General features: G+C 43.9%; 19 protein-coding genes. 5 read left to right on the forward strand and 14 right to left on the reverse strand.

Translation table 11 applies throughout. The features are described from left to right. Positions 1–158: 158 nt before the first annotated feature. The 7 genes from menB to JX312_RS00470 all read right to left on the reverse strand — a co-directional run bounded on the left by menB (position 159) and on the right by JX312_RS00470 (position 9,519). Positions 159–971, reverse strand: a complete 813-nt coding sequence (menB, locus tag JX312_RS00440; protein WP_124030170.1) for a 1,4-dihydroxy-2-naphthoyl-CoA synthase — start codon at positions 969–971, stop codon at positions 159–161. Between the two features lie 17 nt (positions 972–988). Continuing rightward, positions 989–2,716, reverse strand: coding sequence for a 2-succinyl-5-enolpyruvyl-6-hydroxy-3-cyclohexene-1-carboxylic-acid synthase (gene menD, locus JX312_RS00445; protein ID WP_204456494.1), 1,728 nt, complete (start codon positions 2,714–2,716; stop codon positions 989–991). After that, on the reverse strand, positions 2,709–3,677 hold the full coding sequence (fmt, locus tag JX312_RS00450; RefSeq protein ID WP_204456495.1) for a methionyl-tRNA formyltransferase: 969 nt from the start codon (positions 3,675–3,677) through the stop codon (positions 2,709–2,711). The genes menD and fmt overlap by 8 nt, the downstream gene beginning before the upstream one ends. Positions 3,678–3,679: 2 nt before the next feature. Beyond that, positions 3,680–5,479 (reverse strand): chloride channel protein, encoded by a 1,800-nt coding sequence (locus JX312_RS00455; RefSeq protein ID WP_204456497.1) that lies wholly within the window; start codon positions 5,477–5,479, stop codon positions 3,680–3,682. Positions 5,480–5,505: 26 nt separating this feature from the next. Then, positions 5,506–6,936: a sugar transferase gene (locus JX312_RS00460; RefSeq protein WP_204456499.1), complete on the reverse strand. Its 1,431-nt coding sequence runs from the start codon at positions 6,934–6,936 to the stop codon at positions 5,506–5,508. Between the two features lie 37 nt (positions 6,937–6,973). After that, the gene (locus JX312_RS00465; protein ID WP_204456500.1) at positions 6,974–7,531 is read right to left on the reverse strand and encodes an L-threonylcarbamoyladenylate synthase; all 558 of its coding nucleotides are present in this window, start codon (positions 7,529–7,531) and stop codon (positions 6,974–6,976) included. A gap of 47 nt (positions 7,532–7,578) precedes the next feature. Next, a complete protein-coding gene (locus tag JX312_RS00470; protein ID WP_204456502.1) occupies positions 7,579–9,519 on the reverse strand; it encodes an NAD(+) synthase in 1,941 nt (646 codons plus the stop codon). A gap of 178 nt (positions 9,520–9,697) precedes the next feature. Here JX312_RS00470 and JX312_RS00475 point away from each other — a divergent pair, with 178 nt between their 5' ends. Then, positions 9,698–10,180, forward strand: coding sequence for an outer membrane beta-barrel protein (locus JX312_RS00475; RefSeq protein ID WP_123404632.1), 483 nt, complete (start codon positions 9,698–9,700; stop codon positions 10,178–10,180). 82 nt (positions 10,181–10,262) lie between these two features. Here the strand turns inward: JX312_RS00475 and JX312_RS00480 are convergent, their stop codons facing one another. The 5 genes from JX312_RS00480 to tsaD form a co-directional block, all read right to left on the reverse strand. Continuing rightward, complete coding sequence (locus JX312_RS00480; protein ID WP_123404634.1) at positions 10,263–10,412, reverse strand: DUF4295 domain-containing protein; 150 nt, start codon at positions 10,410–10,412, stop codon at positions 10,263–10,265. A gap of 12 nt (positions 10,413–10,424) precedes the next feature. Continuing rightward, a complete protein-coding gene (gene rpmG, locus JX312_RS00485) occupies positions 10,425–10,613 on the reverse strand; it encodes a 50S ribosomal protein L33 (RefSeq protein WP_123404636.1) in 189 nt (62 codons plus the stop codon). 15 nt (positions 10,614–10,628) lie between these two features. After that, positions 10,629–10,892 carry a 50S ribosomal protein L28 gene (gene rpmB, locus JX312_RS00490; RefSeq protein WP_204456504.1) on the reverse strand — a complete coding sequence of 88 codons (264 nt, stop codon included), beginning with the start codon at positions 10,890–10,892 and terminating at the stop codon, positions 10,629–10,631. Positions 10,893–11,070: 178 nt separating this feature from the next. Next, a complete protein-coding gene (locus tag JX312_RS00495) occupies positions 11,071–11,841 on the reverse strand; it encodes a CinA family protein (RefSeq protein ID WP_239653744.1) in 771 nt (256 codons plus the stop codon). 4 nt (positions 11,842–11,845) lie between these two features. Further along, entirely contained in the window at positions 11,846–12,862 is a 1,017-nt protein-coding gene (tsaD, locus tag JX312_RS00500) for a tRNA (adenosine(37)-N6)-threonylcarbamoyltransferase complex transferase subunit TsaD (RefSeq protein WP_204456506.1), read from the reverse strand. A 111-nt stretch (positions 12,863–12,973) separates the two neighbouring features. On the opposite strand from tsaD, the gene JX312_RS00505 reads away from it, so the two are divergent. The 4 genes from JX312_RS00505 to JX312_RS00520 all read left to right on the forward strand — a co-directional run bounded on the left by JX312_RS00505 (position 12,974) and on the right by JX312_RS00520 (position 21,080). Continuing rightward, positions 12,974–17,476 (forward strand): translocation/assembly module TamB domain-containing protein, encoded by a 4,503-nt coding sequence (locus tag JX312_RS00505; protein ID WP_204456508.1) that lies wholly within the window; start codon positions 12,974–12,976, stop codon positions 17,474–17,476. Between the two features lie 23 nt (positions 17,477–17,499). Then, positions 17,500–18,315, forward strand: coding sequence for a patatin-like phospholipase family protein (locus JX312_RS00510; RefSeq protein WP_204456526.1), 816 nt, complete (start codon positions 17,500–17,502; stop codon positions 18,313–18,315). 21 nt (positions 18,316–18,336) lie between these two features. Continuing rightward, positions 18,337–20,037 (forward strand): alpha-amylase family glycosyl hydrolase, encoded by a 1,701-nt coding sequence (locus JX312_RS00515; protein ID WP_204456528.1) that lies wholly within the window; start codon positions 18,337–18,339, stop codon positions 20,035–20,037. Positions 20,038–20,135: 98 nt separating this feature from the next. Continuing rightward, a complete protein-coding gene (locus tag JX312_RS00520; RefSeq protein ID WP_128707298.1) occupies positions 20,136–21,080 on the forward strand; it encodes a ribose-phosphate pyrophosphokinase in 945 nt (314 codons plus the stop codon). A 97-nt stretch (positions 21,081–21,177) separates the two neighbouring features. Here JX312_RS00520 and JX312_RS00525 read toward each other — a convergent pair whose 3' ends face one another. Beyond that, the gene (locus tag JX312_RS00525; RefSeq protein ID WP_124030165.1) at positions 21,178–21,807 is read right to left on the reverse strand and encodes a hypothetical protein; all 630 of its coding nucleotides are present in this window, start codon (positions 21,805–21,807) and stop codon (positions 21,178–21,180) included. A 34-nt stretch (positions 21,808–21,841) separates the two neighbouring features. Continuing rightward, a complete protein-coding gene (locus tag JX312_RS00530; protein WP_204456529.1) occupies positions 21,842–22,702 on the reverse strand; it encodes an RNA polymerase sigma factor RpoD/SigA in 861 nt (286 codons plus the stop codon). Positions 22,703–23,051 lie beyond the last annotated feature (349 nt).

Genomic DNA, 23,051 nt, shown 5'->3' on the forward strand with positions numbered 1-23,051 from the left:
CTCCAATACCGTAATGCGAAGGATCCGCTTCATCGAATATGCGAAGGAAACATGTTATCTTCTCGGTCAATACTCCGCGAGAGGTCCCTGCCGGCTTGCGGAATATCAGATTATATGGGCAAAACTCTAATCTCACGTTATTCTATAGGTATTTTGAATTACGGGAACATCGGATATTGGTCAAAATTCGGGTCGCGCTTTTCAAGGAATGCGTTTTTGCCTTCCTGCGCTTCGTCCATCATGTAATACATGAGAGTGGCGTCTCCCGCGAACTCCATGAGTCCGTGCTGACCATCGAGCTCGGCATTAAGTGCGCGTTTAATCATGCGTATGGCAAATGGAGAACGTTTCATAATAGTCTTTGCCCAGTCAACTGTTGTCTCCTCAAGTTTGTCAAAAGGAACCACAGCGTTGACCATTCCCATTTTCAAAGCTTCCTGAGCCGTATACTGGCGGCAAAGATACCAGATTTCGCGAGCCTTCTTCTGGCCAACACAACGTGCGAGATAAGAAGAACCGAAACCGGCATCGAAACTGCCGACTTTTGGACCGGTCTGTCCGAAACGTGCATTCTCCGATGCAATCGACAAGTCACAGACCACCTGTAACACGTTGCCTCCTCCAATTGAATATCCGTTTACCATAGCTATGACCGGTTTGGGAATCGAGCGTATTGCATGGTGTAGCTCAAGCACATTCAGCCTTGGAACACCGGTTTCATCTACATAGCCACCGTGTCCTTTGGCATTCTGGTCGCCACCGCTGCAGAATGCCTTGTCGCCGATGCCAGTAAGTATGATGACGCGTATGTCCGAGCGTTCACGGCATATGGCGAAAGCATCAAGCATCTCTTTGTTTGTAAGAGGGCGGAACGCGTTGTATACTTTCGGTCTGTTGATAGTTATCTTTGCGATTCCATCCATTTCCTCAAATAGGATATCGGTATATTCCTTAATTGTTTTCCAGTTCATATGTATAATTATATAATTTATTTTCGATTCATATATTCAATGAGAATTTCGGCGGAGATGTTTTCGTCTGCTATGATCTCAAGCAGGGCATTGTGTTTATGTTCAAGAAATCTGGTAAAACATTCTTCCAGTTCCATCATGGATTCAGCCTTGAAATATGCCCATCCGTAAGATTCAGCCAATCCTTTCACAGGGAGATCAGGCGAAGCACAGAACAGTTCATTCCTTCCAGTGCAATTTCGTGTAGACGGAATGAATCTGAATATTCCCCCACCTTTGTTGTTTATGACTGCGATCTTGAAATCCACGGGCAAATGCCGCATTCCAAGAACTCCTGTATCATATGCCATAGACATGTCTCCGCTTATGAGCAAAGTCGGTCCGTTATATGCCATGGCGCATCCTGCGGCTGTTGCCGTTGTTCCGTCAATCCCCGAGACCCCCCGGCAACCGAAAGACGCGTGAGGAATCCTGTCAGTGAAGAGCTGTCCGTATCTTACGGCTGTTCCGTTGGAAAGAAAGAGGTTATATGAAGGCGGAAGCTTTTCAAGCATATGGCGGAATGCCGCCATTTCCGACCAACCGGACTTTTGCATGACATAGTTTTCATGACTCTCAAGTGCCTTGGCTCTTTCTGTCTCCCATTTCATTGAATAATCAGCCGCCGTCTTGTTTTCCGGCATCTTTGCCATATGGCGTGTCAGACCTTTGAAGAATTTCACCGGTGATACTTCAAAATGTCTTGTCAGAGTCATAAAACAATCAGCGGAAGGGGAGGTGTCTCCCAAAGTCCAATGATGTGCTGGGGGGTATTTGCGTATATACTCTTTCAGTTTCCGCGATATGAGTGCACCGCCTATCGATATCACGACATCCGGTCTCAGGGATTCGCATACATCAGCGTTATTCTCTATTATGCTCAGGACGCTGTCAATGGCATACGGATTTCCAGGGAGGTGAAGATTCGACAAAGTCTCGCTCATGACAGCTACATTTCCCATACGGGCAAACGCAGACATATATCTGTTAAGTTCATTGTCAGCTTGCATGAAGCCTGCTGTTACAAGAACCTTTTTGCCTTGAAGGAATGTCGCAGTTTCTTTATATATATGAGGCGGCAGGTTGAGATTGTCAGTGTATTCGATAATTCGAGGCATTCCGGACACAAACGGTATTACATCCGTGAGAGGATTGTCAAGTCTCATATTAATATGCACAGGACCTTTTCTTCCGGAAAGAGCGAGATTGCAGGCTTCATTGACGATGCGGTTCACATACCACGCCTCGTGAGGTGAATCCGGATGTTCAACCGGAATGTCGTATGTACCCTTTACTATTTTGTCAAGAGCCCCAGGCTGAACAAGAGTCTGAGAGTCATCCTGGTCAATCCATTCAAGAGGTCGGTCGGCAGTTATTATAATCAATGGAACATGCTGGTAGAAAGCTTCAGCTACGGCAGGCGCATAATTATAAAGTGCAGTGCCCGATGTGCACACAAGTGCAACCGGCTTCTTCCCTGCCAGAGATATGCCGAGAGCCATGAAAGCAGCAGTACGTTCGTCAGTGACCGTATGTCTGTTGAATGGGCGGCATGCAGTTCCGATCAGCAAAGGAGCGTTGCGGCTTCCGGGCGACAGGACTATATCCTTTACACCCTTGCACAGCAGTATGTCAAACAAAATCCGGCAATATTCCTTGTCGGTATCCATGTCATACTGTATTATATTTTCGGTAAGGTTATCCATTTTGCGCGGTTGTGAACTTTACCGGATGATAGCCAAGAAGAAACGCAGAAGCAGCCATGCGTTTTTTTCCGGCAGGCTGGAGTGACAGAATCTCAAGAATGCCTTCGGATGTAGCGGCAAAGAGTCTTTTACCTGATATCATTATTGTTCCAGGTGTCGTGTTTTTCTCAATTATTACATTGTCAACAGGCAGAGATTCGAAAATCTTTACATCTATGTTTTTCCCTTCTTCATCCTCAATAGCGGAGAACGCCGCCGGATATGGAGACAGTCCCCGGATATGATTGTGGATCTCTCTTGCGGAACGATTCCAGTCTATACGGCAATCTTCCTTGAAGATTTTAGGAGCAGGTGTAAATTCACCTTCCGGCTGCGGTCTGGTCTCAAGCGTCCCGTCAAGAATGCTTTCGACGGTTTCTATAACCATGTCGGCGCCTATATGCATCAGTATGTCGTAGACAGTGCCTACGTTATCGTTGTCTGAAATCTGAATCTTTCGTGAACTTATTATATCGCCTGTGTCAATCTCATGTCTGAGAAAAAAAGTCGTCACACCGGTTTCTGTCTCACCGTTCATTATGGCTCGGTTGATGGGAGCGGCTCCCCTGTATTTCGGAAGCAGGGATCCATGCAGGTTGAAAGTTCCAAGTCTCGGCATTGTCCATACAACTTCAGGAAGCATGCGGAACGCTATTACAATAAAGAGGTCTGCGTTGATTTCACGCAATTTGTCAATAAACTCAGGAGCTTTCAGCTTTTCCGGCTGCAAGACCTCAAGACCCTTCTCTACCGCATATTTTTTCACATCGCTCTGTATGATTTTTCTGCCCCGTCCAGCCTCTTTATCGGGCATTGTAACGACTGCGGAAACATTATATCCCTCGTCAACAAGTTTTGCAAGGCTTGTGACTGCGAATTCCGGCGTTCCGAAAAAAACTATTTTTAAATCTTCTTTTTTCATTTCTAATCTTCTGTGAAATGACGGAGAACCCGTCTGTATGAATTGAAAATTTTGGATTTTGACACAAAACCGACATATCTTCCTTTATCAACAACCGGAAGGTTCCATGCGTTCGTCCGATCAAAGATCTCCATCACCTTATCCATCGGATACGTTATTTCTATTACTTCAGGCACTGCCGACATGAAGCGAGATACATGCATTTTTTTGTAAAGATCAGCACGGAACATTATGTTGCGTATCTCATCAAGCAAAACCACTCCTTTCAGATTTCCTTCAGAATCCGTAACCGGGAACAGGTTTCGATTAGAGACCGAAATCGTATCTACCATCTCTTTCAGATTCATTTCAGGGTGCACTATCTTGAAATCTGTTTCGATAAGATTATCCACTTTAAGAAGAGTCAGCACCGCCTTGTCTTTCTGATGTGTGACAAGATCTCCGGCTTTGGCAAGACGCATGGTGTATATGCTGTACGGAGTGAAGATACGTATCGTGATATATGCAAGTGCCGAGACGATAAGCAGTGGAAGGAAGAGATCATAGCCTCCAGTCATCTCGGCTGTAAGAAAGATTGCCATCAGAGGCGCATGCATGACACCGCTCATGACCCCCGCCATTCCCATCAGCGCAAAATTCTTTTGAGACAACTGGAATCCGAGATCGAGATTATTCACTATATACGCAAACAGAAACCCGGTGAGAGCTCCGACGAACAAAGAAGGAGCGAATGTTCCTCCGACACCTCCGGCTCCGTTGGTTGCGGATGTGGCAAATGCCTTTGTCAAAGCTATGGCTCCGATGAAGAGGATAAGAAACCATACGTTGTCTCGGTCTACATAGAAAAATGTTCCGTCAACTATATTCGAGACATCTCCCAGAAGAAGATTGTTGATAGCCTCATAACCCTCGCCGTAAAGAGGAGGAAAAAGGAAAATAAGCCCCGCCATTATAACGCCGCCGACAAGAATCTTCAAACCGGTATGTCTTAGTTTTGAAAACATTGATTCCATCATGAACATAACCTTGGTGAAATAATAGGACATGAGTCCGCAGACAACACCAAGAAGTATAGTGAACGGAATACGGTTTGTCACAAAAGATTCAGATTGTACAAAGAAAAACTCCGCATTGTATCCCTCAAGGACGTATGCTACAACCGCACCTGCCACAGACGAGAGCAACAGGGGCATGACGGTCATTCCCGAGAGGTCAATCATAAGCACTTCAAGGGTAAATAGCATTCCGGCTATAGGAGCACGGAAAATACCGGCTATTCCGGCAGCCGCCCCGCAACCTACAAGAATCATCAGTATTCTGGGTGACATGCGAAATGCCTGACCAACGTTTGAACCTATAGCCGCCCCTGTAAATACAATCGGGCCCTCAGCCCCGACAGATCCACCGAACCCAATGGTGATGGAAGATGCAAGCAATGAGGCGTACATGTTCCTTTTCTTAAGTCTGGATTTACGGCGCGATATCGCATAAAGAACTTTTGTGACTCCGTGTGAGATATTCTCTTTGACAACATATCGTAACAGAATCGTGACTATGAGTATACCCACCACCGGATAAACAAGATACAACCAGTTTGCCGTAGTGGTGTTCATATGTGCAGTGAGTAATCCTGCAATCATATGAATCATATATTTAAGCAACTGGGCGGCGAATCCGCAGCATACCCCCACAAAAAGAGCGAGTATGAGAAGAAAACTCTTTTCACGGATATGGTGTTCCCGCCAAATCACCAGCTTCATCCATAAGTCAGTAAACCTGTTATGTCTTTCTTTATATGCCATATCAATTATATATTTTAAATCACATTTTAGACTCCGGCACCTCTGACAATTGTCCTGATTGTATAGATCATTATCTTTATGTCAAGAGGCAGCGACATGTTGGTGATATAGAGTAGGTCGAATTTTGTGCGTTCCACCATCTGTCTGATATCCGATGCATAACCGAATTTAACCATTCCCCATGAGGTGATACCCGGTTTTACCTGAAACACCAGACAGTAATAAGGAGCCTTCTTTATAATCTGCCGAATATAGAAATCCCGTTCAGGACGAGGTCCTACAATAGACATGTCACCCTTCAGCACATTCCAGAACTGCGGGAGCTCGTCGAGTCTATATTTTCTCATCAAACGCCCGAATGGTGTGACTCTTGCGTCAGCGGATGATGACAGCATGGGACCGCATTTTTCAGCATCGTTGCGCATAGACCGGAACTTGTAGATATAGAATGGTTTTCTCTTTTTTCCGATTCTTTCCTGACGATAAAAAACCGGTCCGGTAGAAGACAGTCGCACACCAATCGCCAATATCGCCNTTAGTGGTGACAGAGCGACCAATGCCAATGAGGACAATATGACATCAAACGTCAGTTTGATATTGCTGGCACAATCATTGAGCGGAGGAGTGGTCAGATCAATGAATGGTTCTCCAAGAATATCTGTCAGCCTTATTGATGATGTTACATATGACAATGTGTCTGGCATTATCTTTATCGGGATGTCAAGAGGAAAGAGACGGTCGAGCATTCCGAGTACAAGGGAATCTTTGTCACTGTCAGGGGCAAGTATGATCTGATGTATTTCGTGATTCCGGCATATATTCTCGATTTCCTGCACGTTCCAGCATGGCAGACCGCAAAATTTACTCTTTGGAACACCTTCGATATGTATAAACCCAACGATGTTATATTTTATCAGCACCTTGCTTCTGATGAGTCTGTCGTAGATTTTATGTCCTTGGATGGATGTCCCGATTATGAGAACATTATTCCTGATATTCTTTTTTCTCGCACAGCGAAATGCAGAGGATGTAATCAGCAGTCGACCGCTGTACGTGAATAATAGAAGAAGGAGAAAAGAAACACAGATCAATAGATAATCAGCAGACACCACCGGTCCGCGGTCATTGATAAGAAGTATGAAAAAGATAAGAGTTGCGTTGAAAAGGGCTGAATAAAAAGTATTGATAAACTCATTAAGCCGAGATCTTTCAAACGGGCGGTTGTAGTAACCGGACAGCCAATAGACTGCAAGCATGGCGACAGGGATAAGAGCCTGCTCCCATAAGAGTTTCGGTAATGACAGGAACTCAGACAGTGACCATGAAGACGGGAGTTCGTTGTGAAGGATATGATACCTGCAGATATTGAACAGAAAGAACGAGACCGAAGTTGTGACAAAGTCGCTCGCCACATATTTCAGTCTTTGCCGTGTCAATGACATACCCCTTCTTTTCATGATGTAGTGTCTGTTTTTTAAGAACAGTCAGTCTGGGTTATCTTATTATTGATATCACGTTTGAATCAGTCACCTTTATTATGTTGCTTGGCTTTGTCTGAGTCTGATTACGACCATATTCCGCAACATAATCTACCGCATCTGCAATTTCCTGAGGAATGTCTNCAAAGCATAAAGGAGATGGACTTCCCGATATATTGGCAGAGGTGGAGACTACCGGATGTCTTAGTCTGAGGCATAGTCCTCTGGAGTATGCCTCAGAAGTAATGCGAAAACCTGCGGATCCATCTTCAGCAAGTAGGTTTGACGCTATGCCCCGAGGATTGTCATATATGATGGTCAGCGGATTGACAGCCGCATCTATCAACTGCCATGCAGCATCCGGAACTTCACTGACAAATTGCTGCAGCATCCCGTCTGAAGCTACTAACGACAGCATGGATTTGGAATCAGCACGTTTCTTGATCTTAAAGATACGATCCACGGCTTCTGGATTAGTGGCATCACAACCCAATCCCCAGATAGTATCTGTGGGATAGAGAATGACTCCGCCGTTTCGGAGTATTTCTACTGCTTTTTTTAAATCTTCGTTCACTTGATAACTGCATTTAGTGAAGTATGTTTCAACTTCATGATTGTTGTTTAAAGATTTTCAATTTCATTCAGCCACATAGAGGACGACGCATCGGAAGGCATTCTCCAGTCTCCACGGGGAGATAGACATACACTTCCGACCTTCATTCCGTCAGGCATGCACGAACGTTTGAATTGCTGGGAAAAGAAACGTCTGTAGAATATCTTGAGCCAGTGTCTGATAACATCAGCATCATAAACACCACTGAATGCCACACAGGCAAGGCGGAAGATTTTGGACGGAGAAAAAGAATTGCGCAACATCCCGTGCAGAAAAAAATCGTGAAGCTCGTATGGTCCCACAAGGTCTTCAGTTTTTTGCTCTATGGAATCATCTTTTGCCGCAGGAAGCAGTTCCGGGCTGATGGGGGTGTCAATAATGTCAAGTAATACTTTTCTGATTTTAGGATTATCTGTCGTGTCAGCATATCCTTCTACAAGATACTTCACAAGAGTTTTGGGTACCGAGGCGTTTACGCCATACATCGACATTTGGTCACCGTTGTATGTGCACCATCCAAGAGCAAGTTCGGAGAGGTCTCCCGTTCCAATGACTATTCCACCTGTCTTATTTGCCATATCCATAAGAATCTGGGTGCGTTCTCGCGCCTGTGCGTTCTCATAGGTGGCATCGTGTAGCTCAGGGTCATGTCCGATTGCATTGAAATGTTGTATAACAGCCTCCCCAATAGGAATCTCAAGCATCGTCACGCCTAAAAGCTCCATAAGGCACGTAGCGTTGGAACGGGTTCGCTTTGTCGTTCCGAACCCTGGCATTGTAATGGCGGTAATGCCGCTTCTGTCAATGCCAAGCATGTCATATGCCTTGACTGTGACAAGAAGTGCCAGGGTAGAGTCCAGACCACCGGATATTCCGATCACTGTCTTTTTACAGTTTATGGCGCGAAGACGCTGTGCGAGGCCCCATGCCTGTATGGATGATATCTCGCTGCATCGTTCGCGAAACCGATGCGGATCGCCGTCAGTAAAAGGATGGGAGGATATATGGCGCAATATACCGTTTTGTTCATGTTGGTTCATACTTGCTGTTCTGCATCCGGCAAAATCAGTCATGATTATATCATATGAGCCGTTTGCCGAATCCGAGAATGTGGAATGTTTTACCCTGTCGTTTCTGAGCATTTCAATATCGACATCCCGGATAATCATTTTATCCTTCATAATGAAACGTTCTGATTCACCGAGGATTGTGCCGTTTTCGGCGATAATGCAGTTTCCGGAGAAAACAAGATCTGTCGAGGACTCTCCGAGACCGGCAGAGGAATACACGTATGAGCAACGGCATCGAGCTGACTGCTGAGCTATAAGGTCAATAAGATAATTGTGTTTCCCGGCGAGTTCGTTTGTGGCAGAGAGGTTTAATATAATCTCAGCTCCGTTCATTGCCATTTCGCAGCTGGGAGGAGCCGGCACCCACAGATCCTCGCATATCTCGATGCCGATTCTTGCACCTGCTATCTCAAAGAGGGTGTTCCGGGAAATGAATGTTAGATCAGAATCAAGCCTGCATCCGGATTCACACCTGCTGCCTTCAGTAAACCACCTCTTTTCATAAAATTCATTGTAATTGGGAAGATGAATTTTGGGAACGGCACCGATGATTTTGCCGCCGGTGATGACTACTGCGCAATTGTAAAGGCGGTTGGCGGCTCGTAACGGAGCACCGACTACAATCGCTATTTTCTTGTCAGATGAAAACACCGCAAGCTCCTTAAGCGCGCTCTCTGTTTTTTCAATCAGATTCTGCTGAAAGAAGAGATCGGCGCAAGTGTAGCCGGTAACTGAAAGTTCCGGGAAAAGGACTATATCCGAACCTTTGTCTGCGGCATCGGAGATGAGTCTCTTTATTTCCGATATATTGAAATCCACATCGGCTGGTCTGACCTCAGGAGAAGCAGCTGCAACGCGGATATATCCTAATTCATTCATTACGTATTGTTTATGCGTATATGTTAAAAAACAGATACAAATTTTTAATCCAAATGCAAATTTAACGAAACATTTTCATAAATTTAAACGTTTTCTTATTGAATTTAGCACTTGCAGGCGGGTTTGAGGATTATTGGTCAACAACTGTCTGAAATTATTAAACCGTACATTTAAAAATATGAAAAAATTATCCGTATTGGCTGTTGCAGCTGCAACGTCACTTGGAGCATTGATGCCGTTGCCGGCACATGCGGAGAGGGGAGAGAAGACTCTCGGACTGATGGGGGGATTTGCAACGTATAACAACGGTGGATTCACCGATGTTTATTTTCAGTATACGTTTGCCGATCATTTCCGTATCGCTCCTGATTTAGGGTATGTGTTCAGAAATGACAACAAGTCGGCTTTCGTTCTTGACATCGACATGCATTTCCCGTTTCGCGTGGCGCGAGGTTTTGCCGTGTATCCTCTTGCCGGATTCACGTTCAATAACTGGTCATACAGATATGGTGACAGCGCGAGCAGAGCCGGAGCTAATTTCGGAGCAGGATTCGAAATTTATCTCACTTCTTATCTGAAGTTATCTTTGCAGGGTAAGTATTCTCTGATGAATGATACAAGCGGCGGTTTTTTCGGAATGGGTATCGGATATGTTTTTTGAAATATTTCCCAACCGGGACTACGCATGAAAAAATCCGGTGGTTGAATTTTTCAACCACCGGATTTTTTATCGGATATCTTAATTATTTAAGAGCGTCTTTAACTGCATCGTTAGGCACCATTTCCTCTTTGAAAACATAAGCGCCCGTTTTGGGAGATCTCTCCATGATGATGACTTTGCTGTAGGTGCGTCCTTCACCTTTCTGAAGTGACGCGACGGTTTTCTTTGCCATAGTTCAGAGTGCTTATTTAATTTCTTTGTGAACGGTTACTTTCTTAAGGATGGGGTTGTATTTTTTCAACTCCATACGACCTGTTGTGTTCTTGCGGTTTTTTGTTGTGATGTAACGAGACATACCGGGCATACCGCTTGCCTTATGTTCTGTGCATTCGAGAATAACTTGAACTCGATTACCTTTAGCTTTCTTTGCCATAATATTAACTGAATTTTAGAGAGAAAGGATTTTGATATCTTTGAAATCGATATTTCCGGCAGCCTCAGCTTTCTTGAGAGCCGCGTTCAGACCGATCTTGTTGATAGTGCGCATAGCGTGTGCAGACACTCGCAATACGATCCACATATCCTGCTCAACCCAGTAGTATTTTTTTGTGTGCAAGTTAACCTCGAACTTACGTTTGGTGCGACGTTTTGAGTGGGAAACGTTGTTGCCCACCTGCGCCTTTTTGCCGGTAATTTGACAAACTTTAGCCATGGCTGTTGCTATATTCTTGTTGTTAATTTTTTAATTAATTGCTTTGGTCATCATCGCAGTTCTCATATCATCGCTAATTGCATCATATTCAGCGACTTTTAAGGATGGGTCACAAAACGATTGCAAAATTACAATTTTTTTATGAATAACACAAGTTTTTTATGTGATTTTTTGAATTTTAATCGTCATTTATATCTTCCTGCGCAGTATAGGTGTTGCGAAGGAGGTTTATGAGCATAACGAGCGCATGGTTTGTCGCTGATTCTATGACTTTGTCGCGATCTCCTTCAAAACGGATGCATTCGCTGACGATTCTTTCTCCATATTTAACTGCGAACCAGACGGTTCCGACAGGTTTGAATTTTGAACCGCCTTCCGGTCCGGCAATACCTGTGGTTGCTATGGCGCAATCGGTACGCATCAGATTTGCCGCTCCGAGTGCCATCTGCTCTGCCACTTCTCGCGAGACGGCTCCGTGGCGTCCTATATCGCTTCTTGAAACTCCCAGCACTTCCGCCTTGACATCATTGCTATAGCTGACCACGCTTCCCATAAAATATGCGGAAGACCCGGCGCGTTGCACAATCTTATGGGCTATATTGCCACCGGTGCAGCTTTCAGCCGACGAGACAGTAAGCTCTTTTTCCGAAAGAAGTTCGCCGAGGACTTGCGACAGTCCTTTGTCTTCAATAGTTACAAGTTCTTCAGAGAATAGATCCTGGAGATTCTGGTGTAGCCTGTTCATCTGAAAACGCAATAATTCAACACCGGAGTTTATTCCGGTAAGTGTGATCTTGGTGAGAAGATTTCCGGAATCGATTGTGATCTTTACGAAATCCGGCAATCTCGACTCGAAATGCTGGATTATTTTGGAGAGTTCCTGTCGCGTATAGCCGTAAATGACTATATGTCGGCTCTCTTTGTGATCGGATGCGCTTTTCTTTGTCATTGCATTATATTGATACGCGGGCAAACGGCGGGAGCCCGAGTTGGCTGAATTCATTATTAAGATATTTGTGGTATCCTGCAATCGCTACCATCGCGGCATTGTCTGTGGTGAATGCCCTGGGAGGAATCCATGCCCGGACTTTCATTCTGCGGCAAAGCTTTTCAACGGCGTCACGAACTCCGGAATTGGCGGATACACCTCCTCCGATAGCAACGTCTTTGACGCCTGTCTGGTTTATTGCTTTTTGCAGTTTGTCAAGCAGGATGTCAATAATGGTTGTCTGGAGTGATGCGCACAAATCTGCGATGTTGTCTTCAATGAACCGTGGGTTTTCTTTGATTCTGTCTCTTACAGTATACAGGAATGATGTCTTGAGTCCGCTAAAGGAATAGTCAAGTCCCGGGATATGCGGCTTGCTGAAAGAGAAAGCTTTGGGATCTCCCTGTGCGGCAAGTCGGTCTACATGCGGACCGCCAGGATAGGGTAGTCCTACAACTTTGGCACATTTGTCAAAAGCTTCACCGGCGGCATCATCGATAGTCTTTCCAAGGATTTCCATTTCAGACATGCTTCTGACAAGAATTATCTGAGAGTTTCCACCTGAAATCAGGAGACAAAGGAATGGAAATTCCGGTGTTTTGTCTTCCGGATTTACCTTAATGAAGTGGGAAAGAACATGGGCATGCAGGTGATTGACATCTATTAAAGGGATGTCGAGTCCGATAGCCATTCCTTTTGCAAAAGACGTACCTACAAGCAACGATCCGAGTAATCCCGGACCACGGGTGTATGCTATTGCCGACAGGTCTTCTTTCTTTATATCCGCTTGTCTGAGAGCTTCCGAAACTACCGGCACAATATTTTGCTGATGCGCTCGAGATGCAAGCTCAGGCACTACTCCGCCATATGCCTCGTGCACTTTCTGCCCTGCAATGACATTGCTGCGAAGAATGCCGTCAACAATTACCGCTGCTGACGTATCATCACATGACGATTCTATTCCTAGAATGGCTGTACTCATTTCTCATTACCTTATATTCTTCCACAAAGTTAAGAAATGCTTTTCAAATTTTAGCAAAATATAACCGGAAAATGCGGTCTTAATCGTGGATTTTTAGTAATTTTGTAATCTATGTCGGCATTAAGAACTACTTATAAGGTTCTTCGAAGTTTTCTTTTCACCGTTATAACCATAGCGGTGGCTATTTATGTTGTCCTATATGTGGTGCTTTCTGTTCCTGCCGTGCAGAAAGGTGTAAGAGATGTTGCAGAAAGGGAGGTATCCGCTTTTCTGGGTTCGAAAGTTGAGATCGGAAATCTAAAACTATTCCCTTTCAATGAGGTCAGACTGTCGGATGTCAGCGTTTACTCTCCTGATGGAAAAAAATGCGTGTATGTGAGTACGCTTGGTGCCGGTATTCATCTATGGAGGCTTGTATATGACAGGAAGATCGAGATAACTTACGCCGAAATAATAGGGCTGGATGCAGAAATCCGGCAAAAAGATGCGCACTCTCCGTTAAATATAGATTTTATAATCAAAGCTTTCTCTCCAAAGGAAAAAAATAAACCGCCAAAAAAAATCGATGTCAAGCTGCACAATATAGTCATAAGAAAGTCAAAGGTCTCATATGATGTAATTGACAGTCCGCAGATTGAAAATGGCAGAAAATTTGACCGCAACCATATTGCGTTAAATGATTTGAGAGCAGATGTGACGTTGCCTCGGATCAAGAACGATGATTTTATAATTGATTTAAGAAGAGTGTCTTTTATAGAGCGTAGCGGGTTGAATATTGAGAAACTCGGAATGTATGCGCATATCACACCTCATTCAATAGATTTGAAGGATATAAATCTAAGAATGCCGGGAAGTGATATAAAAATATCAGATATAGCACTCTCATTCACTTCTTTTAAAGATATTCCCGCAGCTTTGGATTCCGGAGAGCATAAGTTAAGTATAAAAGCGTCGAGACTGTCTCCGAAAGATTTTGAAGCGTTTTATTCTCCGTTGGGAAGTTATTATGAAGAATACACTCTTCAAGTGGATGTTTCCGGCAATACGGGTGATATGAATCTTGAACGGCTTGTGTTAAGAAGCGATAATGGAGATCTACTGCTGAATACTTATGCCAATATCTCAGGTATGCCTGAAATCGGTGATATGACGTGTGACTTGAAACATTTTGAGTTTTTTTCTTCAGCAGAAAAACTAAGTAGGCTGATTACACTTGTTCCTGGAGCCAAAGAGTCCGTAACAGACATTCTCAGACGATCAAAAGAACTTGATGTCAATCTTTCCGGGTATATTTCCATACCGGATAAGACCGGAAGAATGCAAGGTGAGATCTCATCCGGATTTGGAGATATATCCACTGATTGCGGAGTCATCTGGAATCAAGGAGAATCGTTGGGGATATATGGAGACATAAGTTCCGAAATGTTTGATATCGGGACTTTGTTGAATGATGAAAAGTTTGGTTCGGTATCATTTACGTCGACATTCGATATCGACAGGAATCGCGGAGGAATAGATGCATTCGGAAATGTCGAGATAGGCGGTTTTGAGTTTAACGGAGAAACAATTAACAATATAATTTTCAGCGGTGAAAAGAAAGGTGATTCATTATCATGTAACGTATCTATAGACGATGAATCATTGAATCTGACTTCAGATGCTGATATTATCCTGAACGGAGACAAATCGCAATGGAATGTGAACGCGGATATACGTCGGTTCATACCATCACGTTTTGGATTATTGCCGAAATACCAAGGTTATGCGTTCTCAGGTGCTGCGAAAACCAATCTTACAGGCAATAATGCAGACAATATAACAGGTGAGGTTTCTTTGAAATCATTATCGTTTGAAAAGCATGGTGACAGGGGAGTGCATATCGATGGTCTGTCTTTGACATCGCATAATAATGATTCATTAAAATGCTACACGCTCGAATCCGATTTTGTCAAAAGTAAAATTGAAGGAAATTTCACATTCAGCGATATAATAAAGACTTCGAAAAATATAGCTTCTGTCGCATTGCCGTCTATGGTAAAAGGAGGGATCGTTTCAGAGTCTTCTGAATGGGCTGAATTTTCACTTACGGTGAGTCCTAATGATGAATTTGTCGATTTTTTCGCTCTTCCCGTAAGACCATATTCCGATATTATCGCCTCGGCAAGTTTCAAGGGTGCGGAAGATGTGATATCCATTAATATTGAAGCTCCTTATCTGGTCAAGGGCAGTTCTAAAATGATAAGGGGCACCAAAATCTCCTTGTCAGGAAAGCAGTCACAGGGGTTTGTGGCCGATATAAAAAGCACAGTTCCAGCTAAGAATGACGATGCCAATCTGCATATCTCAGTAAGTGCTTTGGATGATGACATCCAAGCTGGCATTGACTGGACTTTTGAGAAAAACAAGACGGCTGAAGGCAATGTGGATTTAAGCGCGAACATCTCGAAAAACGTACTTACCGGTAAACCGGACGTTTCTGTGAAGGTATCGCCTTCCTCTTTCAGGCTTAATGGTTCTGAATGGCGTATAGATCGTGCTAACGTGGATTATGCCAATGATGTTGTGGATGTGGACAATGTCAGAATATGGCATGCAGGGCAGTTTGTGACAGTAAACGGGCGAGCTTCCGCATCTCCTGTGGATGCATTGCGTGTCAAACTTGCGGGGATTGATCTAAGTTATATTTTCGAGGCTTTGAACATAAACTACGTGACATTCGGAGGCATGGCGACCGGAGAAATTCTTGCATCCGATCTTTTTACCAAAATGCCGGTGTTGCGTACACAGCGTTTGTTTGTCAAGGATCTGAGCTATAACGGTGCTGTCCTCGGAGATGGCAATCTTGAGAGTCATTGGGTAAACGACAGCAAAAAGGTAGCTATCAATGCAGATATAAGAAAAAACAACCGCAGGGTAGCTCTTATCGGAGGTGGTGTGTATGTCACGCGTGATTCATTATCTTTCGATATGCTCGCGGATCACGTCAACATTGATTTTCTGAAACCGTTTATGTCCGCATTCACTTCAGATGTGGGCGGTGAGGCATCCGGACGGGTGAAGCTTTTCGGAACATTCAAAGATATAGACCTTAAGGGATCGGTGCTTGCAGATTCAATCTGCATGAAGGTGGATTATACCAATGTATATTACCATGGAAGCGATTCCGTATATATCCGTCCCGGATATATTGATATTCCGGCATTCAAACTTTATGATAAATATGGAAACTCGGCGATGTTGAAAGGGTTTGTCAAGCATCGTTATTTCCATGAGCCGGAATTTGAATTCCGGCTTAGTGGAGCGCGTGATCTCTTGTGTTTCGACACCAATAATAAAATCAATCCTGATTGGTATGGTAAGATTTATGCATCAGGAGGCGGAACACTGCGAGGAAGGCCCGGGGTTGTGTCTATGATGCTTGATGTGTCGACTACAGCCAACAGCGACTTTACATTTGTATTAAGCGAGACACAGACTGCGTCGGATTATGAGTTTCTTACATTTTCAGACAGACGCAAAACGGAGTTGGAAGAAATCAGCGGGACTGTTGATCCAGAGGAACAATTCAAGAAGTCATTGCCAAAACCCGAGTCAGACCGCCCTTCATTGTTTTCAATGGATATAAGGTGTAGCGTGACTCCTGCTGCAAGAATGACACTTGTGATGGATCCCAAAGCTGGAGACAGAATTGTTGCCCGCGGTGGCGGTCCGATGCAGATATCGTATAATACAGATTCCGACGAGATGCAGATTTATGGGAAATACACTCTTGAGGAGGGTAACTATAATTTCAGTCTACAGGATCTTATATTGCGTGATTTCAAGATTTATTCAGGAAGTAACATCTCATTCAACGGAGATCCGATGCAGGGTGTGCTCGATATAACAGCCGCCTACCGGGTAAACACAAATCTTTCGGATCTTGACAAGAGTTTCTCTACAGACCGCGACCTTAACAGGACAAATGTCCCTGTTGACGCCTTGCTTAAGGTTAACGGTGACATGCGTAGTCCTGAGATTACATTTGATATCGCGTTGCCGACATTGACACAGGATGTGGAGCGAAAGGTCAAGAGCATCATTTCTACTGACGACATGATGAACAGGCAGATTATATATCTGCTTGCTTTAAACAGATTCTACACTCCAGAGTATATGGGTTCCACAAGTAACGGAGGCGGGGAACTGGCATCTGTGGCATCTTCGACTCTGTCGTCGCAATTGTCGAGTTTTATGGGGCAACTCACGGATAAAATATCGCTTGCTCCTTCGTTCCGTTCCGACAAGGGAGATTTTTCAGATATGGAGGTTGATGTGGCATTGTCTTCACGGCTTTTGGATAACCGTTTGCTTATCAACGGCAATTTTGGCTATAGAGACAGAGCCACATCTCAGTCAACATTCGTTGGCGACTTTGATATCGAGTATCTTCTAAACAAGAATGGCAACCTGCGGCTTAAGGCATATAATCATTTTAATGACCAGAACTATTATCTCCGTTCCGCATTGACAACCCAGGGGATAGGAGTGATATACCGTCGGGATTTTGACAATCCGTTCACATTCCTCAAGCGCAAGAAAAAACGGGTTGTAAAGAAAGAGGATGAGAAATAGTCGATAAACAAATAGATGCAAAAATGGCACTGTTAAGTAATGTTTCAATAGAAGGGATTCTTGAATATGCAGGACTCCGGAAGATTCCTAAATACGGAGTCGCTTTCGGTGGGGGCGGCGCCAAAGGATTCGCACACATCGGAGTTATCACGGCATTCGACAGGTTCGGAATCAAGCCGGAAATACTGTCCGGAGTCTCGGCAGGTTCTATAGCTGCAGTTCTTTATGGAGCCGGTTTGTCTCCACACGACATGATCGATTGTTTCGCTGAATCACAGAAGTTCGCAGATTTTACAGAATTTTCTGTACCTACATCAGGATTCTTTCGTCTTGATAAATTCGGAAAGATGCTTGAAAGCTGGCTGCCTGTCAGGAATCTTGAGGAGCTTAAGATTCCGACGGTTGTATGTGCGACCAATTTTGACAAAGGCACTTCTGTAGGATGGTGTAAAGGGGAGATTGTGCCCCGTGTACTGGCATCATGCAGTATACCTATAATTTTCCGTCCGGTTCTGATCAACGGTACTCATTATGTTGATGGCGGTGTGTTGAGAAATCTACCGGCATGGGCGATACGCGATTACTGCAAGGTTCTGATCGGTAGCAATTGCAGTCCGTTGAACAGAAATTACAAATACAAGCAGTCATTGCTTGATATAGCGGAGAGATCGTTTCATCTTATGACCAAAGCGAATGTACTGCAGGATATAAAGCTCTGTGACCATCTCATTATGCCCCAGGCAATATCTCACTCAAAAACATTTGACCTGACAAGTCTGCGACGCAATGTGGAAATAGGTTATGACGCTGCGTGCCGGGTATTGGAAAAAGTATTGTAAAAAACAAATATCATTGATGCAATGAAAGAAAAACTAATCATATATCAGGTTTTTCCTCGTATATTCACTAATATGACCGCCTCGTGTGTGCCCGGCGGCACATTGGAGGAGAATGGTTCCGGGAAATTCAATGACATCACAGCGAAAGTCATAGGGTCGATTGCAGATCTTGGTGTAAATTGCATATGGCTTACGGGGGTGATAGAGATGGCAACGAAAACATCATATCCCGGCATACCTGCAGACAATCCGAATGTTGTGAAAGGTGAGGCTGGCTCGCCATATGCGATCAAGGATTATTATGATGTGGCTCCGTCTCTTGCAGAGAATGTCGGGGAGAGAATGTCGGAATTCGAAAACCTTGTCGGCAGGATTCACAATCAGGGACTCAAGGTGATAATAGATTTCGTTCCCAATCACACGGCACGTGAATACCATTCGGATGTGGCTCCGGCAGGAGTGCGCGATTTCGGATGCGATGACGACTTCGGAAAGTTTTTCAGTGCCTCCAATAATTATTACTATATCGTAAACCAGCAGTTCTGCCCGGATTTTCCGCTTGATTTGGAAGGAAACAAGCCTTATGTGGAGTTTCCCGCCAAGGCGACAGGTAATGACTGTTTCACGGCTTTCTGTCACCGTAATGACTGGTATGAGACCGTGAAGCTCAATTATGGATATGATCCCGGTGACAATTCAAGACATTTTGAACCTGTTCCCGACACATGGCTCCGAATGCTTCACATTCTTCGCTACTGGGCATCGAAAGGTGTTGACGGATTCCGGTGTGATATGGTTTTCATGGTGCCGGAGGAGTTCTGGCATTGGGTTATCCCTCAGGTAAAGCAGGATTATCCGGATGTAATATTTATAGGAGAGATTTATGATGTGAATCTGTATCGCACATTTCTGGATTATTGCCATTTCGATTACCTGTATGACAAGGTCAATCTGTATGACACTCTTGTCGGAATTGAAAAACACAATGTTTCCGCCGCGCAACTCACCGGGTGCTGGCAATGCGTGGACGGCATCGGAGACAAAATGCTCAACTTTCTTGAAAATCATGATGAAGTAAGGTTTGCCTCTCGGGAATATGCGGAAGATCCGTCGAAAGTTATACCATCGCTTGTGGTCAGCGCCATGATATCGAAAGGACCTTTTATGATTTATTATGGACAAGAATTGGGAGAGATGGCACATGACAACGAAGGTTTCGCAGGAGACAACAACAGATCTACGATTTTTGACTATTGGAGTTATGACACTCTTCGCCGTTGGTATGNCAACGGACGTTGCAGCACTCTGAAGCTTACTCGTCATGAAAGATGGTTGAGAAAGTTGTATAAGAATGTTTTGACTATGTGTAATGTAAGGCGTGCGTTCAGAGAAGGATGCTTTTTCGATTTGATGTATGTGAATCTTCGTAATTCCGGTTTCAATCCGCACAGACAGTACGCTTTTTTGCGTTATACGGAGTCCGAGGCACTACTTGTAGTAGCTAATTTTGATGACAATAACATTGATCTGTCTCTAAGTATTCCGCAACTTGCCATCGACATGGCAGGTCTTGCTTCCGGAAAACAGTGCGCTAAAGATCTTTTGTGGGGCAGGGAACTTTCTTTTGAGGTCGGAGCGGATGTGCAGACTGCATTAAGCGTAAAAGGGCATGATGCTGTAATCGTGCCTTTAAAGAAGCGAGGCAACAATGCGATTGAATAAAAATGACATGTGACTGTAGAAAAATTTCCCTAAAATCATTTAGAAATTACAGAAAATAGTTATAATTTTGTCGAACCAAATAACAACCTTTCTATATAATGAATAGTAACCTTCCGCCAATTAAGGTTTTTGCAGGTGAGTCATCAAGGTATCTTGGTGAGTCTATTTGTAAAGAATTAGGCATTGAATTGGGCAAAATGAATAAGGAGCGTTTTGCCGACGGAGAGTTTGAAGTAGGTTTTGAGGAATCGATTCGTGGCAGTCAGGTCTATCTTGTGCAGTCTACATTCCCCAACAGTGACAATCTTATGGAGCTCTTGCTCATGATCGATGCAGCCAAAAGAGCGTCAGCAGCCCAGATTATAGCTGTTGTGCCTTATTTCGGATGGGCTCGTCAGGATCGCAAAGATAAACCACGCGTGTCAATTGCAGCCAAGCTTGTGGCAGATCTTTTAAGCGTAGCCGGTATTGACCGTCTGATTACTATGGATCTACATGCTGACCAGATTCAGGGTTTCTTTGATGTTCCGGTAGACCACCTTTATGCATCATCCATTTTTATTCCTTACATAGAGAGCCTGCGTCTTGAGAATATGGTTATAGCATCTCCCGATGTGGGCGGTGCCAAGAGAGCCAATTCCTACGCCAAATACTTTGATGTCCCCTTGGTGCTTTGTCACAAACAACGAGCCAAAGCAAATGTAGTGGCGTCGATGACGGTAATCGGAGATGTGGAAGGTAAGAACGTTGTTCTTATTGATGATATTGTCGATACTGCGGGAACAATCACAAAAGCAAGCGACCTGCTTCTTTCATATGGCGCAAAATCAGTAAGAGCGCTATGCAGCCATCCGGTGATGAGTGATCCTGCCACTGAGAATGTGAAGAACTGCGGTCTTACAGAAATCATCTTTACAGACTCTATCCCATATGTCAAAGAGAATCATAAGGCAACTGTGCTGCCTGTTGCAAAACTCTTTGCAGATACAATCCGCAGGATACACAACAACCAGTCTATTTCATCGCAATATCTCTTCAAATAAATTACGAAAGATTTCGACAGTTAAAATCAAGGCACGGTCTATTGAACCGTGCCTTGATTTTATAATTACGACATCAGAATTACCTCATGTCAGAATATCAGAAACTGACTCCAAATCGGAGTTGTGCAATATAGATGTAGTGCTGGTCGAGACGGTCAATCATATCAATGTGTCTTTTGTTAAAATATCTCGATCCGGCAGAAAGAATAATATAGCTGTTGGCTAATCTGGAAAGTGAGAGATTTACGCCAACACCTATGGATGAGACAAAATCACCGAACGTAGGAGAATCGCTGATTGTATTGAAAGAATATCCTATTTTGGCACTCATAAAAACGAGTGAGGGTTTCTTCCGGAATGATGTCTGGATAGTGGCATAAATAGGGATGAAGTTGTCTCCTCTCTGCACAGTGCGGTGTATCCCGGCTCCCAGACCGACCATACGTATGTAAGAGTTTTTATATCCGAAGAGCACATCTACATCAAATGTTGACATATCATGTCCTGTCAGGTCAATGGAAGCTCCGGCTTCCGCTCCCCAGGTGAAGTGCGATTTTGCGAGACTTCTCGATTTCTCCGGGAAAAGACTCTCTCTTGTAGCATTGCGTATGCTGTCATTCATGGTGGCATTGTCTGCCGACAATTGCGGTGCAGCAAGCAATAAACCCGCCGTCAAGACAATTGCCTTGATTGCGGGTAAGATATGGGTATTGAAGGAGTTCATCATATTTTATTGATATGTGCCTTCGATTTATTGCGGCTTATTCTCCAAGATAACTCTTGAGGAGCTTGCTTTTCTGACCTTTGAGACGACGGATTGCTTTTTCTTTGATCTGGCGTACGCGTTCACGCGTCAAATCAAACTTCGCTCCGATTTCCTCAAGAGTCATTTCCTGACAGCCGATGCCGAAGAACATTTTAAGAATCTCCCGTTCGCGATCGTAAAGCTGTTTGAGCGCACGGTCAACTTCTTTAGACAAGGATTCCTGATTAAGACTTGCATCAGCCATGGGGCTGTCATCATTTGGAAGGACATCAAGCAGTGAATTGTCTTCACCTTCAACAAAAGGAGCATCCACAGATATATGTCGCCCAGATACTTTCATTGTATCTGAAATCTTGTCAACAGGCATGTCAAGTCTTTCCGCCAATTCTTCCGGTGACGGACGACGCTCATTTTCTTGTTCGAATTTAGAAAGTTCCTTTGTTATCTTATTAAGAGATCCTACCTGATTGAGAGGAAGACGCACAATGCGGCTTTGTTCAGCCAACGCCTGAAGAATAGACTGGCGTATCCACCACACTGCATATGATATGAATTTGAAACCACGAGTCTCATCAAATTTCTGGGCAGCGCGAATCAGACCAAGGTTCCCTTCATTTATAAGATCCGGAAGACTAAGACCCTGATTCTGGTATTGTTTTGCCACAGACACTACAAACCTGAGATTTGCCTTTGTCAGTTTTTCAAGAGCTGCATGATCTCCTTTTTTGATTCGCTGCGCAAGTTCGACCTCCTCGCTTACGGAAATCAGCTCTTCGCGACCGATTTCCTGAAGATATTTGTCAAGAGAGGCANTTTCGCGGTTGGTAATGGATTTTGTTATCTTTAATTGTCTCATATGTACTTCCAAAAATTGTTGCAAATTTAATAAAAATACGCGAATTTTCCAATGATATTGTCAAATTTGTGAAATTATTTTTTTGATAATTTTTCATGATAATAAGTAAATTCAAATTTAAGCTACAGTAGGAGGGTGTTTGGATTTAGCATGAATTATATATAAAATATTCCGAATTAATTCTTTTCGTGCATATGAAGTGTCTTTTCGGTGAGTTCTAAGTTTCATAAGTCGAATAGCCCGCCATGCTCCTTCTTCAGCTCGTGAAATTCCCTCGAAAAACCATCTTCACGTGAATGAAAGTTAAATCCAAACACTATCATACTGCACTGGCGTCTCTTAAAATCTG

The sequence above is a fragment of the Barnesiella sp. CU968 genome (genome assembly GCF_905219685.1).
GTDB lineage: Bacteria > Bacteroidota > Bacteroidia > Bacteroidales > Muribaculaceae > Lepagella > Lepagella muris_A.